Annotated in this window: 12 protein-coding genes; 9 read left to right on the top strand and 3 right to left on the bottom strand. The window is 64.2% G+C overall.

Translation table 11 applies throughout. The features are described from left to right. Nucleotides 1-592, top strand: a 592-nt coding sequence (locus tag AC1D0P_RS01430; RefSeq protein ID WP_477675042.1) for a WS/DGAT domain-containing protein, incomplete at its 5' end; no start/stop codon positions are given. Nucleotides 593-627: 35 nt separating this feature from the next. Then, nucleotides 628-1461, top strand: coding sequence for an alpha/beta hydrolase (locus AC1D0P_RS01425; protein ID WP_477675041.1), 834 nt, complete (start codon nucleotides 628-630; stop codon nucleotides 1459-1461). A 74-nt stretch (nucleotides 1462-1535) separates the two neighbouring features. Here AC1D0P_RS01425 and ppa read toward each other — a convergent pair whose 3' ends face one another. Continuing rightward, the gene (ppa, locus tag AC1D0P_RS01420; RefSeq protein WP_477675040.1) at nucleotides 1536-2066 is read right to left on the bottom strand and encodes an inorganic diphosphatase; all 531 of its coding nucleotides are present in this window, start codon (nucleotides 2064-2066) and stop codon (nucleotides 1536-1538) included. A gap of 308 nt (nucleotides 2067-2374) precedes the next feature. On the opposite strand from ppa, the gene AC1D0P_RS01415 reads away from it, so the two are divergent. After that, nucleotides 2375-4597, top strand: coding sequence for a sodium-translocating pyrophosphatase (locus tag AC1D0P_RS01415; protein WP_477675043.1), 2223 nt, complete (start codon nucleotides 2375-2377; stop codon nucleotides 4595-4597). 100 nt (nucleotides 4598-4697) lie between these two features. Here AC1D0P_RS01415 and AC1D0P_RS01410 read toward each other — a convergent pair whose 3' ends face one another. Then, nucleotides 4698-6845 carry an AAA family ATPase gene (locus AC1D0P_RS01410; RefSeq protein WP_477675039.1) on the bottom strand — a complete coding sequence of 716 codons (2148 nt, stop codon included), beginning with the start codon at nucleotides 6843-6845 and terminating at the stop codon, nucleotides 4698-4700. Between the two features lie 285 nt (nucleotides 6846-7130). Between AC1D0P_RS01410 and AC1D0P_RS01405 the strand changes: the two genes are divergently transcribed. The 6 genes from AC1D0P_RS01405 (at nucleotide 7131) to moeA (ending at nucleotide 13654) form a co-directional block, all read left to right on the top strand. After that, complete coding sequence (locus AC1D0P_RS01405) at nucleotides 7131-8564, top strand: aldehyde dehydrogenase family protein (RefSeq protein WP_477675038.1); 1434 nt, start codon at nucleotides 7131-7133, stop codon at nucleotides 8562-8564. Next, nucleotides 8557-9603: a DUF4424 family protein gene (locus AC1D0P_RS01400; protein ID WP_477675037.1), complete on the top strand. Its 1047-nt coding sequence runs from the start codon at nucleotides 8557-8559 to the stop codon at nucleotides 9601-9603. Before AC1D0P_RS01405 ends, AC1D0P_RS01400 begins: the two co-directional genes overlap by 8 nt. A gap of 104 nt (nucleotides 9604-9707) precedes the next feature. Continuing rightward, nucleotides 9708-10469 carry an SDR family oxidoreductase gene (locus AC1D0P_RS01395; RefSeq protein WP_477675036.1) on the top strand — a complete coding sequence of 254 codons (762 nt, stop codon included), beginning with the start codon at nucleotides 9708-9710 and terminating at the stop codon, nucleotides 10467-10469. A 101-nt stretch (nucleotides 10470-10570) separates the two neighbouring features. Next, the gene (gene moaA, locus AC1D0P_RS01390) at nucleotides 10571-11698 is read left to right on the top strand and encodes a GTP 3',8-cyclase MoaA (protein WP_477675035.1); all 1128 of its coding nucleotides are present in this window, start codon (nucleotides 10571-10573) and stop codon (nucleotides 11696-11698) included. Nucleotide 11699: 1 nt separating this feature from the next. Beyond that, entirely contained in the window at nucleotides 11700-12347 is a 648-nt protein-coding gene (mobA, locus tag AC1D0P_RS01385; RefSeq protein ID WP_477675034.1) for a molybdenum cofactor guanylyltransferase MobA, read from the top strand. After that, nucleotides 12344-13654, top strand: a complete 1311-nt coding sequence (gene moeA / locus AC1D0P_RS01380; RefSeq protein ID WP_477675033.1) for a molybdopterin molybdotransferase MoeA — start codon at nucleotides 12344-12346, stop codon at nucleotides 13652-13654. The genes mobA and moeA overlap by 4 nt, the downstream gene beginning before the upstream one ends. A gap of 30 nt (nucleotides 13655-13684) precedes the next feature. Here the strand turns inward: moeA and AC1D0P_RS01375 are convergent, their stop codons facing one another. Next, on the bottom strand, nucleotides 13685-14923 hold the full coding sequence (locus AC1D0P_RS01375) for a hypothetical protein (protein ID WP_477675032.1): 1239 nt from the start codon (nucleotides 14921-14923) through the stop codon (nucleotides 13685-13687). Between the last annotated feature and the right edge of the window lie 25 nt (nucleotides 14924-14948).

Below are 14948 nucleotides of genomic sequence, written 5' to 3'. Positions count from 1 at the left end.
GGCCTCCACCGCCAAGGTCAAGACCTCCATGCAAAACCTCAAGGGCCTGCTACCGACCGACTACCCTTCGCTGCTGGCGCCCTGGCTGGTAGGGGGGGCCGCCAAAATGGCGCTCAATGCCTATGGCAAAAGCGGCATGGCCAGCCGGCTGCCCATGGTCGCCAACCTGGCGATTTCCAACGTGCCGGGCCCTCCGGTTCCGTTGTACCTGGCCGGCGCCAGGTTCCTGACCTTCCACCCGCTGTCCATCATCCTGCACGGCCTGGCGCTCAACATCACCATCCAGACCTACGCCGGCCATGTGGATTTCGGCATCATTGCCGACAAGAAGGCGCTGCCGCATGCCAAAGACCTGGCCAGGGCGATCGAAGAGGCCTTCACCGAGGCGCAGTCCTTGATGGCCAGCGCGGCGCCTGTCGCTGTTGCGCCTCAAAAACCAGCCAAGCCCGCGGCGAAAAAGGCCCCCCGCAAGGCGCTCCCGGTAAAAACCCGCAAGGCCGCTGTCACGAACGTGACGAAATCCCGCGCGCGGCCGCCAAAGTTAGAGGCGCCTCCCTCTGTAAACAAGCGTAAGCGCCTCCATACTGTTTGAGTCAGAACTCCAAAAGACAATCAATGCCCCACGCCATGGCAAGCCCGTCATCCAAGCGAAATTCTTCCGCCTTTCAAGACTCCCAAAAACCAGCCCCGCACGATGTTCCGCCCAGCGCCTGGCTGCTTGCACTCGAGTTGCGCGCATTCTGGGAATTCGGCGCCCTGCTGCCCGCCTGGCCGCTGCTGGCCCGCGCGCCGCGCGGCGACGGCCATGCCGTCATGGTGTTCCCCGGCCTCTCGGCCAACGACGCCACCACCGTGCCGTTGCGCCACTACCTGCAATCGCTCAACTACAAACCCTGGGGCTGGGAACAAGGTTTTAACTTCGGCCCGCGCGCCGGCGTGCTCGAAGAGGCCCGCGACAGCCTCAGCCGCACTTTTGAGGCCACGGGCCGCAAAGTCAGCCTGATCGGCTGGAGCCTGGGCGGCGTCTATGCGCGCGAGCTGGCCAAGGAAATGCCGGACAAGGTGCGCTGCGTGATCACGCTGGGCACGCCCTTCGCGGGCTCGCACAAGGCCACCAATGCCTGGCGCATTTATGAGCTCACCAGCGGCCGCAGCGTGGAGCGTGAATCCGACAACTACGACCTGCCCGCCGCCCCGCCCGTACCGACCACCAGCATTTATTCGCGCAGCGACGGCGTGGTGGCCTGGCAGGCCAGCATCCAGGCGCCCAGCGCCGCCAATCCGCAAACCGAGAACATCGAGGTGCTGGCCAGCCATATCGGCATGGGCGTGAACCCCAGCGCCTGGTGGGCCGTGGCCGACCGGCTGGCCCAGCCCGAAGGCCAATGGAAGCCCTTCGCGCGCGAGGACAAGGGACGGCTCCACGGCCTGGTTTATCCGGAACCGGCCCAGGCGACTTAACACCGCGGCGACGGAATGAAAAAAGCGCCTGCAGGAAAACCTGCAGGCGCTTTTTTGTTGGAGCCCCGAAAGCTTCAGCCCTTGGCGTAGTTGGCGATGCCGTCGGTGATTTCCTTCTTGGCCGCGTCCGGGCCTTCCCAACCCAACACCTTGACCCACTTGCCTTCTTCCAGGTCCTTGTAGTGCTCAAAGAAGTGGGAGATGGTCTTCAGGCGCAGCGGGTTCATGTCTTCGGGCTTTTGCCACTGGGTGTAGAGCGAGCATTTCTTGTCGATGGGCACGGCCAGCACCTTGCCGTCTTCGCCGGCTTCGTCTTCCATCTTCAGGATGYCGATGGCGCGGCAGGTCACCACCACGCCGGGGATCAGCGGCACCGGTGTAATCACCAGCACGTCGACCGGGTCGCCGTCGCCGCTGATGGTCTTGGGCACATAGCCGTAGTTGGTCGGGTAGTGCATGGACGTGCTCATGAAGCGGTCCACAAAAATCGCACCGGACTCCTTGTCCACCTCGTACTTCACCGGGTCGGCGTTCATCGGGATTTCGATGATCACGTTAAAGGATTCGGGAACGTTTTTACCGGGAGAAACTTTATCGAGGGACATGGTCGCTTGAGGTTTGTGTTGAAGAGAAAGAAATGAAATGAAAGGCTTCACACCACGTGAATAAGCGCTTGGCCGCGCCAGGAGTAATAACTAGCGGCTACCTGCAGCTCGGTATTTACCCTCATTTTACTGATTCAGGGCTTACGCATCGCGAACTTGTCATGTTTTCGCGTTAAATTTCGCGAGTTGGCCAATCGACCTTGTCTCCAAGCGTGACACAAGCAACGAGGAAGCAACGCAGCGGGGGCACCGCTCGCGTGGCACCCCCTCCAAGCGAAAAACAACGTAGGAGAATTTCAATGTCAGCTATGACAGGCAACTCGGCGCTCATTCTTGCGCTGGTCTGCGGACTGATCGCCGTCGGGTACGGCATCTGGGCACGCAGCTGGATTCTTTCCCAGGACGCAGGCAATGCGCGCATGCAGGAGATTGCAGCCGCCATCCAGACCGGCGCCGCCGCTTACCTTGCGCGGCAATACAAAACCATCGCCATCGTCGGCGTCGTCCTCACGGTGCTCATCGGCTTCTTTCTTGACGGCAAGACCGCCATCGGCTTCGTCGTCGGCGCGGTGCTCTCGGGCGCCTGCGGCTTTATCGGCATGAACGTCTCGGTGCGCGCCAACGTGCGCACCGCGCAAGCCGCCACCAAGGGCATAGGCCCCGCCCTGGACGTCGCCTTCCGCGGCGGCGCCATCACCGGCATGCTGGTGGTGGGCCTGGGACTGCTGGGCGTGACCGGTTTTTACTGGTTTCTGGTGGGCAACGGCAACTACACGCCTGACCTGAAGCTGGCCAACCTGCTGAATCCGCTGATCGGCTTTGCCTTCGGCTCCTCGCTGATCTCCATCTTCGCCCGGCTCGGTGGCGGCATCTTCACCAAGGGCGCCGACGTCGGCGCCGACCTGGTGGGCAAGGTCGAGGCCGGCATCCCCGAAGACGACCCGCGCAACCCGGCSRYGATYGCCGACAATGTCGGCGAYAAYGTSGGCGACTGCGCCGGCATGGCCGCCGACCTGTTYGAAACCTACGCGGTCACGCTGATCGCCACCATGGTGCTGGGCGCCCTGTTGCTGTCCAGCGCGGGCGCCACCGCCGCGGTGTATCCGCTGGCGCTGGGCGGCGTGTCCATCATCGCCTCCATCATCGGCTGCTTCTTCGTCAAGGCCTCGCCCGGCATGAAGAACGTGATGCCGGCCCTCTACAAGGGCCTGGCGATCGCCGGCGTGCTGTCGCTCATCGCCTTTTTCTTCGTCACCAAGTGGCTGATGCCCGACGACGCCGTGACGGCCACCGGCACCCAGATGCGCCTGTTCGGCGCCTGCGCGGTCGGCCTGGTCCTGACCGGCGCGCTCTGCTGGGTGACCGAGTACTACACCGGCACGCAATACAAACCCGTGCAGCACATCGCGCAAGCCTCCACCACCGGCCACGGCACCAACATCATTGCCGGCCTGGGCGTGTCCATGCGCTCCACCGCATGGCCCGTGATCTTTGTGTGTATCGCCATCCTGACGGCTTACGGGCTCGCGGGCCTCTACGGCATCGCGATTGCCGCCACCTCCATGCTGAGCATGGCCGGCATCGTGGTCGCGCTGGACGCCTACGGCCCTATCACCGACAACGCCGGCGGCATCGCCGAGATGGCCGAGCTGCCCAGCAGCGTGCGCGACATCACCGACCCGCTGGACGCCGTGGGCAACACCACCAAGGCCGTGACCAAAGGTTATGCCATCGGCTCCGCCGGCCTGGCCGCGCTGGTGCTGTTCGCCGACTACACGCACAAGCTCGAAGCCTATGGCAGCGTGATCACCTTCGACCTGAGCAACCCCAAGGTCATCGTCGGCCTCTTTATCGGCGGCCTGATTCCCTACCTGTTCGGCGCCATGGCCATGGAAGCCGTCGGCCGCGCCGCTGGCGCCGTGGTGGTTGAAGTGCGCCGCCAGTTCCGCGACATCAAGGGCATCATGGACGGCACCGGCAAGCCCGAGTACGACACCGCCGTCGACATGCTGACCACGGCCGCCATCAAGGAAATGATGATCCCCTCGCTGCTGCCCGTGGTCGTGCCCATCGTGGTCGGCCTGGCGCTCGGCCCGCAAGCCCTGGGCGGCCTGCTGATGGGTACCATCGTGACCGGCCTCTTTGTCGCAATCTCCATGTGCACCGGCGGCGGCGCCTGGGACAATGCCAAGAAGTACATCGAAGACGGCAACCACGGCGGCAAGGGCTCGGAGGCGCACAAGGCCGCCGTGACCGGCGACACCGTGGGTGACCCCTACAAGGACACTGCCGGCCCGGCCGTGAACCCGCTGATCAAGATCATCAACATCGTGGCGCTGCTGATCGTGCCGCTGGTGATGAAGTTCCACGGCGGCGCCGCGCAAGCCGCGCCCAGCGCTCCCATGGCCGAACCCGCCGCCGTGAGCGCACCGGCCGCCACTCCCACGGCGCCGGCCATGCCGGCCCCGGCGCCCACGCAAGCGCCCGCCGCAGCTGCCACGCCAACGCCGGCTGCACCCGCTTCCCGCTAGCCGGATAAAGCGGCTACGGCCCCAAGCAAAAAGCCCTGCACTGCAGGGCTTATTCTTTGTACGCACACAGCAAGGCTGCCGCGGCGTCGCCGCCAGCCGGTCAAGCCGGCATCAGCTGGCCCGCCCCTTGCCCAGCCTGCAGCAACGCCGGCGCCGCGAGGAATTCAAAGCGGCGAATCTCGCTCAGCGCTTCGCTGAGCGTCATCTCGCCGGATCGCATCAGGCAGCCGGTCAGGTGCTCCGTCAGTCCGGTGTATTGCGCCAGGACAGCCTTGGTTTCGCTGAAAAGCCGTTCGCTCTGGGCTTCCATGATGCTGCGTGTTTCCTCGTCCGGCGGGGCCGTGCCGCCGTCCTTGACGAGCGCGGCATAGTTCAGCCGGGTCTTGCGGTACATGCCCATTTCAGCCACCGCATGGTGCAGTAGCCGCGTCACGCGCGTGATGTCGTTGTGGGCGCCGCCCGTGGTGCCGTCCTCTCCGAAGAAAAGCTCTTCATTGGCCATGCCGCCCAGCAGCACGCGCACTTCATGCTCCATGTCGCCTTTGGTCTTGAGGAGATTGCTGTCCTGCTTGTGCAGTACAAAGCCCAGCGCGTTGTTGCGCGGATTGGCTTTGAGTGAAATCTTGATGGTGTTCATGTCGGCTTGCAGGGCATCCCAGTTGCCGCCTGCCAACTTGCGCTGGTGGTGAAAGTCCATCAGGAAGTGGCCCCACTCATGCACGGCGATGATGCGCCGGTCCCGCTCGCGCTCCTTGGTGGTGTTGTCGTTGACGTTGCCCACCAGCACACGCTCGGCGGCCTGCATCAGGGTGTGCGCGCCTATCATCTGGCCCGACTGCACGGCGATGATGCCGGCCTGGTTGACCATGGTCTCGAGGTCCGCCGGGCTGCAACCCTCCGTCAATTCCACAAAATGCCGCAGGTCCATATCCGGCAGCACCTTTTCCGCGCGCTGACGCAGGTAGTGGCCGGTGATGGCCAGGCGCTCCTGCTGGTTGGGCATGCGGAAGTCGACCTTCATCTGGAAGCGGCGGAGCATGGCCTCGTCCATCTGCAGGTTGGCCGAATTGAAATTGGACGCCACGATCCAGATGATTTCGGCATCCGACTTGGTCCGCACGCCGTCCAGGATGGCCAGCAGCATGTTCTGCGTGTCGTCGTCGTATTTCCGGTTGCCGCCGCGCCGCATGAAAAGATCTTGCGCCTCGTCGAGGAAGACGATGCAGCGCTTGCGCCGCGTGGCCAGCGCCAGGATGCGCGACAAGGTGTTGGAGCCGCCGGCGACATAACCGGTTTCCAGGTTGGCGGCCGAATGGAAAAGAATCGGCAGGTTCAGCTCCTTGGCCAGGTAGCTGGCCAGCTTGGTCTTGCCGGTGCCCGCCGGGCCGCTGAACATCACATTGAAGGGCTTGTTCACGCCATACGCCGCATATTCAAGGCGGCGTTCGTACTGGTCGCGGATTTGCGCGACCTCGGCCTTGATGTCGTCCATGCCGACCAGGTCTTCCAGGTCTCCGCTGATTTGCTGCGGGGAAATGAACTTGAGGGCCTTCCGTTGCCCGCCGACCTGGAACCACAGAAAGGCCAGCAGGCCCACGGTCAGCGCGGCGGACACCAGCGCGCTGGCGCCGCCTTTCCAGGCGTCCTGCTCGGATTGCGGACGCGCCTCGCCGAAACGCTGCTCAAGGCGCGCCAGCATGTCCTTGCTGGCGCCGTCAAGCGCGGCCTGCGGCACAAAAGCCAGCTTGCCGCCCCAGGGCGCCGTCACGGCCTTGTCGGCCAGGATCTTGGTCTCCATGTCCGAGGGGTAATAGGCGTACTGCCGGCCCTCCGACTCGACCAGCACAAAGCGTTCGGAAACGGTCCAGAGAATCGGGCGGTAAATGATGGTGATGCGCGCGACCGGGTGGGTCTCGAGAAAGCTCAGCACCGAGCCGCTCCCAAAGACCACCGGCAACGTGGTGTTGTAAGCCCAGGCCGCCTCGGCGCCTTGGCCCGTGGCCGCCATCGCTTTGACCTCCAGGCTCAGCTTTTCCTGCCGTTCCAAGGTGGACCAGGCGTAATACGCGCTTGCCGGAATCATCAGCGCCACGCCCAATACCGTGAGCTTCATGGCCAGGCTTTGTATGGTCAGCCAGTCGCGCAGGCGGGTCGCCGTGGTTTTAAGCCAGGCCCRCATGCCGGAGCCGGCGGTGGGTGCATCGCCGGCGGGAGCGGCATCGGTCGCGCATGAGGTGGGGTCTGTCATCGCAATATGTGTCCAGATTGCGGCCCGCAGTTGCCGGCTGCGGCCGCGGTCTGCGCCCGCGGGGCGCAATGTAGGCACCGTTCCGTATGTAGGAATTGGCGAGGTGCGTGTGTAGGTTCAATCCTACAGAAAAGCCCATTTCCCCACAGCAAAAATGTTGTAAACGGGGCGCCGCCGCACCACATCCAGACGTGAAAAACACACGCTTTTTTTAACCGTTACTTTCGGCCGGCCGCGAAGCGCTTGACCGGCGCCCCCACGGCCGGTTTCAAGCAAAATCAGGCGATGCAGCTCAATTACATCGCCAACGCCTCCCTCCCCTCCGTCTCCGGCAAGACCATTCCCGTCATCGACCCGTCCGACGGCCAGGTATTTGACGAAATCCAGCGCAGCAACGCCCACGACATCGACACCGCCGTGCGCAGCGCGCGTGAATGCCTGGAGCTGGTGTGGAGCCGCTTCAATGCCGCCGAGCGCGGGCGCCTGCTGATGCGCCTGTCGGCCAAGGTGGCCGAACACGCCGAGGAACTGGCCCAACTGGAGCAGCGCGATTGCGGCAAGCCGACCAAACAGGCGCGCGCCGACGCGGCGGCCCTGGCGCGTTACTTCGAGTTTTATGCCGGCGCCTGCGACAAGCTGCACGGCGACACCATTCCCTACCTGGACGGCTACAGCGTGATGACCTGGCGCGAGCCGCACGGCGTCACCGGCCATGTGATCCCCTGGAACTACCCGATGCAGATCTTCGGCCGCAGCGTGGGCGGCGCGCTGGCCGCGGGCAACGTCTGCGTGGTCAAGCCGGCCGAGGATGCCTGCCTCTCGCTGATCCGCGTGGCGCAGCTCGCCGCCGAGGTCGGCTTTCCGGCCGGCGCCATCAACATCGTGACCGGCTACGGCCACGAGGTGGGCGACGCACTCGCGCGCCACAAGGGCATAGACCACATCAGCTTCACCGGCAGCCCCTCCGTGGGCACGCTGATCCAGCAGGTGGCGGCCGAGCGCCACTGCCCGGTCACGCTSGAGCTGGGCGGCAAAAGCCCGCARATCGTYTTTGCCGACGCAGACCTCGACGCCGCGATTCCCGCCATCATCAATGCCATCGTGCAAAACGCAGGGCAGACCTGCTCGGCGGGTTCCCGCCTGCTGGTGGAGCAGGCGATTTACGAGCCACTGCTGCAGCGCCTGGGCCATGCCTTTGAAAACCTGCGCGTCGGCCCCGCCGCCATGGACCTGGACGTGGGCCCGCTGATCCGCCAAAGCCAGCAGCAGCGCGTCTGGGATTTTCTGAGCGACGCGCACGTCGCCAACATCGCCATGGTGGCCCAGGGCCAGATCGTCGACGAAGCGCCTGAGACCGGTTTTTACCAGGCGCCCACCCTGCTGCGCGACGTGCCGGCCACCCACCGGCTGGCGCAGGAAGAAGTCTTCGGCCCGGTGCTGTGCGCCATGAGCTTCAAGGACGAAAACCACGCCGTGGAACTCGCCAACGCCACCCAGTTCGGCCTGGTCGCCGGCATCTGGACACGCGACGGCGCGCGCCAGTTCCGCATGGCCAAACGTGTCAGGAGCGGCCAGGTCTTCATCAACAACTACGGCGCCGGCGGCGGCGTGGAGCTGCCCTTCGGCGGCGTGAAGTCCTCGGGCTACGGACGCGAAAAGGGCTTCGAAGCGCTATACGGCTTCACGACCTTGAAGACCGTGGCGGTGCGGCATGGATAAATTAAAACTTTGGGCGATGGCCGGTGCGATGCTTGCATCACTTCTGGCACAGCCTGCACATGCAAACGACTCCACCGCCAGGGTCGGCGCCGGCGGCCTCGAGCTGGTCAGGTCGGACGCCATTCGTATGGCGGAAGAAATTCTCGAAATTTCTCCCACACGCATACGGGTTCGCTACAAGTTTTTGAACGACAGCCAAAACGATGTGAAAACCATCGTGGCCTTTCCCATGCCGCGCTTTGGGTGGAACCCGGGAGAGGCGCAGCTGGACGCCAACGTGGGCCCCATGAGTTCGTTCGAGACTCGCGTCGATGGCCAAAAAGTCAACACACGTGTTGATACCAAGGCGTTCCTCAAGGGAAAAGACATCAGCGCATTGCTTCGGGCCCAGGGTTACACGGAAAAAGACATGGTCAACGCGATGAGTTGCAACCTTGGCGCAGTCAGCGGGCAGCAGTGCATCGCGGACTCCGTCGTCAAGCGGATTCCGGGCATTGCAGAGGGTGGCTCCCCCCGTTTCAGCGTCCAGGAGACCGCCTGGTGGGAACAAAAATTCCCCGCAGGAAAAATGGTGGAAATTGAACACAGCTACCAACCCAAAGTGGGCCAGGTCTACCAAATCCACAACTACAACGGTAAGCCGGATGACAGCGCTTTGCTCAGGCCCTGGGTGCCGGGTGGCAACTCAGGCACGGAAGACGGCCGCAGGGCATGCACCCATGAAGGCGGCGACGACGCCGTCATCTCCAAAGCCAACCGGCTTCAAAAATTAAATGACGGCGAGGTCTGGGTGACCCTGAATGACCTCGAGTATGTGCTGGGTACCGGCCGTAACTGGAAAGGGCCAATAGACAGTTTCACACTCCGGATCGAAAAGGCGTCACCAGACCAGATCGTCTCGCTTTGCTTCCCGGGGAAATCGCGACAAGTGGATAAACGCACGCTGGAATTCAAAGCTACGCGGTTTGTACCGCCGGATGACCTGGTCGTTTACTTCTACACGGTCAAAACCGCCGGTCAAATAAATCGGGAGCCATAAAAAAAATGATCTGGCTGTCCCGGTGTGTCCCGGTGTGTCCCGGTGGCGGGATGTAATAAGCTCACGTATCAGTTCAATAAATCAAAACACCTGGAGACAAGCCCATGCGGGTCAAAGACAAATCCATCATCGTGACCGGCTCCGGTGGCGGCATCGGTGAAGGCATCGCCCGGCGGCTGGCGGCCGAAGGCGCCAAGGTCATCGTCAACGACATCAACGTCGCCCTGGGCGAAAAAGTGGTGAGCGCCATCGTCAAAGCCGGCGGCACGGCTTCTTTTTTTGCCGCCGACGTGACGAAATCCGCTGAAGTGAAAGCGCTGGTCCAGGCCGCCGTGGACCGCTACGGCCGGCTCGACGTGATGGTCAGCAACGCCGGCTGGACACACCGCAACCAGCCCGCGCTCGACGTCAGCGAAGACGACTTCGACAAGTGCTACGCCATCAACGTCAAAAGCATTTACCTGGCCACCATCCATGCCACGCCGGTGTTCCGCAGCCTGGGCGGCGGCAGCTTCATCAACATCGCCTCCACGGCCGGCGTGCGCCCGCGCCCAGGCCTGACCTGGTACAACGGCTCCAAGGGCGCCGTCATCACCACCTCCAAATCGCTGGCGGCCGAGCTGGGCCCCGACAACATCCGGGTCAACTGCATCAACCCGGTGTTCAACCCCGACACCGGCCTCTCCGCCGATTTCGCCGGTGGCCCGCTGGACGAGGAACGCAAGGCGCGCTTTCGCGCCAGCATCCCGCTGGGGCGCTTTTCGACCGCGCTGGACGTCGCCAATGCGGCGCTTTACCTGGCCAGCGATGAGGCCGATTTCATCAGCGGAGTATGCATAGAGGTAGATGGAGCCCGCTGCGTCTGACGTGGATCGCTCCGCGATACCGCCCATCCTTTGGGGATAAGGCCTCTTTTTAGCGCTTCGGGCGGGCCAATGGAGTAAATTCTCCCCTTGGGCCCCTCACGATGACGACCGAAAAAATCATTCCGCTGGCAGATATCCGCTACGCAAGCCGCGTGCCGCACATCCCTGCCCGACTGGTAGCGCCCACCGGCCTGTTGAGCGACACGCGAGGCCGGCCGCTGCGGGATTTGCGCATCAGCGTAACCGACCGCTGCAATTTTCGCTGCAGCTACTGCATGCCGCGCGAGGTGTTCGACAAGGATTACGCCTTCCTGCCGCAGACCTCGCTGCTGAGTTTTGAGGAAATCACCCGCCTGGCCAAGGTGTTCGTGGCGCACGGGGTCGAAAAAATCCGCCTCACCGGCGGCGAGCCGCTGCTGCGCAAGCACCTCGAGGTGCTGGTCGAAATGCTGGCGAAACTGCAGACTCCGCAGGGCAAGCCGCTGGACATCACCCTGACCACCAACGCCTCGCTGCTCGCCAAGAAGGCCCAGTCGCTCAAGGACGCCGGCCTGCAGCGCGTCACGGTGAGCCTGGACGCGTTGGACGACGCCACTTTCCGCCGCATGAACGACGTGGACTTCCCGGTGGCCGACGTGCTCAAAGGCATTGAGATCGCGCAAAAGGTCGGCCTCGCGCCGCTCAAGGTCAACATGGTCGTCAAGCGCGGCACCAACGACGCGGAAATCCTGCCCATGGCTCGGCACTTCCGCCACACCGGTACGGTGCTGCGCTTTATCGAATACATGGACGTGGGCGCCACCAACGGCTGGCGCATGGATGAAGTCCTGCCCTCGGCCAAGGTGGTGGAGCGGCTGAACGCCGAGTTCCCGCTCACCGCCGTCAACCCGAACTACACCGGCGAAACCGCCGAGCGCTGGCGTTATGCCGACGGCGCGGGCGAGATCGGCGTGATCAGCAGCGTGACCCAGGCTTTTTGCGGCGACTGCAACCGGGCGCGGCTGTCCACCGAAGGCAAGCTGTTTTTGTGCCTGTTCGCCAGCCAGGGCCAGGATTTGCGCGCCCTGTTGCGCGGCGGCTATGCCGACGAGCAGATCGCCGCCGCCGTGGCCCACATCTGGCAGGGGCGCGACGACCGTTATTCTGAACTGCGCGCCGCCCTGCCCGCGGATACCAGCATGCCCGACAGCAGCGGCAAGCGCGTCGAAATGAGTTACATCGGTGGCTAGCATGACCAGCAACAGCCACAACGCCTCACTGCACGCCGAAGCCATCACCGGCCTGATCCTGGCCGGCGGGCGCGGCTCGCGCATGGGCGGCGTCGACAAGGGCCTGCAGAACTTCAACGGCGTGCCGCTGGCCCTGCACACGCTGATGCGCCTCTCCCCGCAGGTCGGAGAGGTGATGGTCAACGCCAACCGCAACCTGGCCGCCTATGAGGCCTTCGGTGTGCCGGTCTGGCCCGACAGCACCGGCCTGGGCGAGTTCGCCGGGCCGCTGGCGGGCTTTCTCACCGGCCKGGAGCGCTGCGAAACGCCTTACCTGCTAACCGTGCCCTGCGACACGCCGCTCTTTCCGGATGACCTGGTCGCACGCCTGGCTGAGGCTTATGTGCGCGATGGCGCCGACTTCGCCGTGGCCGCCGCACCCGAGGAAGACGGCCAGCTCAGGCCGCAGCCGGTGTTTTGCCTGATGGGCACCCACATGCTGGAAAGCCTGGTGCGCTTTACGCACGCGGGCGGCCGCAAGATAGATGCGTGGACGGCGCAGCACAAGACCGTGGCCGTGCCCTTCGACCGGCCCGGCGACGATGCGCACGGTTTCTTCAACGCCAACACCCTGGCCGAGCTGCACCAGCTCGAATCGCGCCTGCCGTGAAGACGCTGGACCAGATCGCCGCGGAGCTCCAGGGCTACGACCCGCAAGCCCTGTCGGCCGGCCAGGTGCTGGACTTCCTCTCCCGGCTGGTGGCGCCTGTCCAGGATGCCGTCAGCCTGCCGCTGTTCGAGGCCCTGGGCCGGGTGCTGGCCGAGGACGTGGTCTCGCCTTTTGACGTCCCGCCCCACGACAACTCTGCCATGGACGGCTTTGCCTTTGACGGCAGCCGGCTGGCCCCGGGCGCGGCGCTGGAACTGCGGGTGGCCGAAGGCACGTCGCTGGCCGGCAAGGCCTGGCAAGGCAGCGTGCAGCCCGGCGAATGCGTGAAGATCATGACGGGCGCCATCATGCCGCCCGGCCTGGACACCGTGGTGCCGCAGGAGTTCGTCAAGCAGCTTCAAGACAGCGAAGGCACACGCATCAGCATTCCGCCCGGCCTGCTGCGTACTGGCGACAACCGCCGCCTGCGCGGCGAAGACCTCGCGCAAGGGCTGCCGGCGTTGCGCAAGGGCGAGATCCTCACGCCGGCGCGGCTGGGACTGGCAGCGTCGCTGGGCCTGCCCACCCTGCCCGTCTGGCGGCCGCTGCAGGTGGCTTACTTTTCCACCGGCGATGAAATCCTCTCGCTCGGCGAAGCGCCGCGCGAAGGTGCTGTCTACGACAGCAATCGCTACACCRTCTTCGGCATGCTGAGCCGGCTGGGCTGCCAGGTCATCGACATGGGCGTGGTGCGCGACGACCCGGCCCTGCTCGAAGCCGCTTTCACCAAGGCCGCCGCGCGGGCCGATGCCATCATCACCTCGGGCGGCGTCAGCGTCGGCGAAGCCGACTTCACCAAGGCCATGATGAAAAAACTCGGCGACGTGGCTTTCTGGCGCATCGCCATGCGGCCCGGCCGCCCTATGGCCGTGGGGCGCATCCCGCCCGCAGAAGGCCAAGGCGGCAAGCCCAACGGCGCCATCCTGTTCGGACTGCCCGGCAACCCGGTTGCCGTGATGGTGACCTTTCTGGCCTTTGTGCGCCCGGCCTTGCTGCAGATGATGGGCGCCAGCGGCGCACCACCACCGCTGCTCAAGGCCCGCAGCGCGGAAGCGATACGCAAAAAAGCCGGCCGCACCGAATACCAGCGCGGCTGGGTTTCAACAGCGCCCGACGGCTCTTTACAGGTCAAGACCACCGGCAGCCAGGGCTCCGGCGTGCTGCGCTCCATGGCTGAGGCCAATGGCTTGATCGTGCTGCATCACGCGCAGGGCAATGTCGCAGTCGGCGACGAGCTTGATGTGCTGATGTTTGACGGCGTCCTGTAGATCCAGTCGAATGCCGCGGCGCCGGCGGCCCTAGTCGTTCCGGGGCTCCGATAGCGGCGGCAAGTCTTCGTAGCCGAAAAAATAGGGCACCACCCGAAAGCTCATCAGCAGGCCGCCGTTTTCCGGTGTGGTGCTCAGGCGTTCATAGTCCTGCGCGGCCAGGGGCTGTATTTTCTCGGCATCGCGTTGCCGGCTGAAAACACCGTGGCGCCACTGGTAAACCTCACCGAGTTTTTCCTGGTAGGTGTAGTGATGCTGGTTGTCGTTGTAATAGTCGTCAAACCGGTTGCCGCCCAGATAGATCGCGTTGGAGCCTTCATAGCCTGTCTTCTGGCTGGTGCCCGGGTCGGTGTTCAGGAAGTATGCCCAATCGCCCGGGACAAAGTTGCCGGCCGCAACACCGCCCACCATGCGCAGGACCTTGCCCGGGCGCTCAAGCTCCAGCGGATCAAAATCAGCTTCAAAACTCCACATCCGGCCGGGTTCCAGGTCGACCAGCGGCTCACCGTCGGCCAGCAATCGCCGCTCCACGGTGCGCGCCCTGCCTGCATCCCCCTTGACACGGCGAAAGTAATCCAGCGCGCCTTGGGCAAACACCACCTTGGTCGCGGCGTAGCAGCCTATCTCGTACTTCCCCTGCTCAAAAAACATGTCATTGAGCGCTTGATGCAGAGGGGTGCGGAGCTTGGGCGTTCCATTGACCCAATAGCGGGAATTCCACTTGGCAGGACCGCCCTCGGGCCAGCCCCATTCCAGCACCTCGGCCCAGATCACCGTGTTCTGGYGGATGCCGACGTGGTCGACCAGAGCCTGCACATCGCAGGCCTTTCCCCTGAACTCGGTCAACCTGCCGGGGTGCAGCAAGGCCAGCAGGATTTCTTTCTTCGAGACTGTCTTGAGCTTGCGAGTCTTGTTGTTTTTCACAGGCACCAGCACCGTCTCGTCCTTGATGGCCAATTCCGGACGTTGCGCCAGCCACAGGGTGCTCACGGCCGCGCCTGAGCCCAGCAGGGAATACGTCATGGTCCCTCGAGGCTTGTCGAAGGTCTCCTGAACCAGCCGGGCCGGAATGCCGAGCCGCTGGAGGTACCGGAACATGTCGGGGCTGAGTTGCGCCAGCTGGGAGGGCGAACAGAAAAACTGCACGCCATAGGCCCCCGCGACGGCCGTCTCCTGCGCCCGTGCGGAAACCGCCAGGCCGGCCGCCAGCAGGAATGGAATCAGGAAGGAAGCAAGGTTACGGATTCGGCCCGCAGGGTGTGCGGTCAAACCGGCTTTCTCATCACCATGCCAG

Source organism: Polaromonas sp. P1_G2, assembly GCF_056405515.1.
This window is presented reverse-complemented; position numbering and strand designations above follow the sequence as displayed.

Bases quoted from the DNA above. Each gene is read 5' to 3' on its own strand.
- moaA (WP_477675035.1), top strand. From the start codon at position 10,571: ATGACGACCGAAAAAATCATTCCGCTGGCAGATATCCGCTACGCAAGC.
- AC1D0P_RS01425 (WP_477675041.1), top strand. From the start codon at position 628: ATGGCAAGCCCGTCATCCAAGCGAAATTCTTCCGCCTTTCAAGACTCC.
- AC1D0P_RS01395 (WP_477675036.1), top strand. From the start codon at position 9,708: ATGCGGGTCAAAGACAAATCCATCATCGTGACCGGCTCCGGTGGCGGC.
- AC1D0P_RS01400 (WP_477675037.1), top strand. From the start codon at position 8,557: ATGGATAAATTAAAACTTTGGGCGATGGCCGGTGCGATGCTTGCATCA.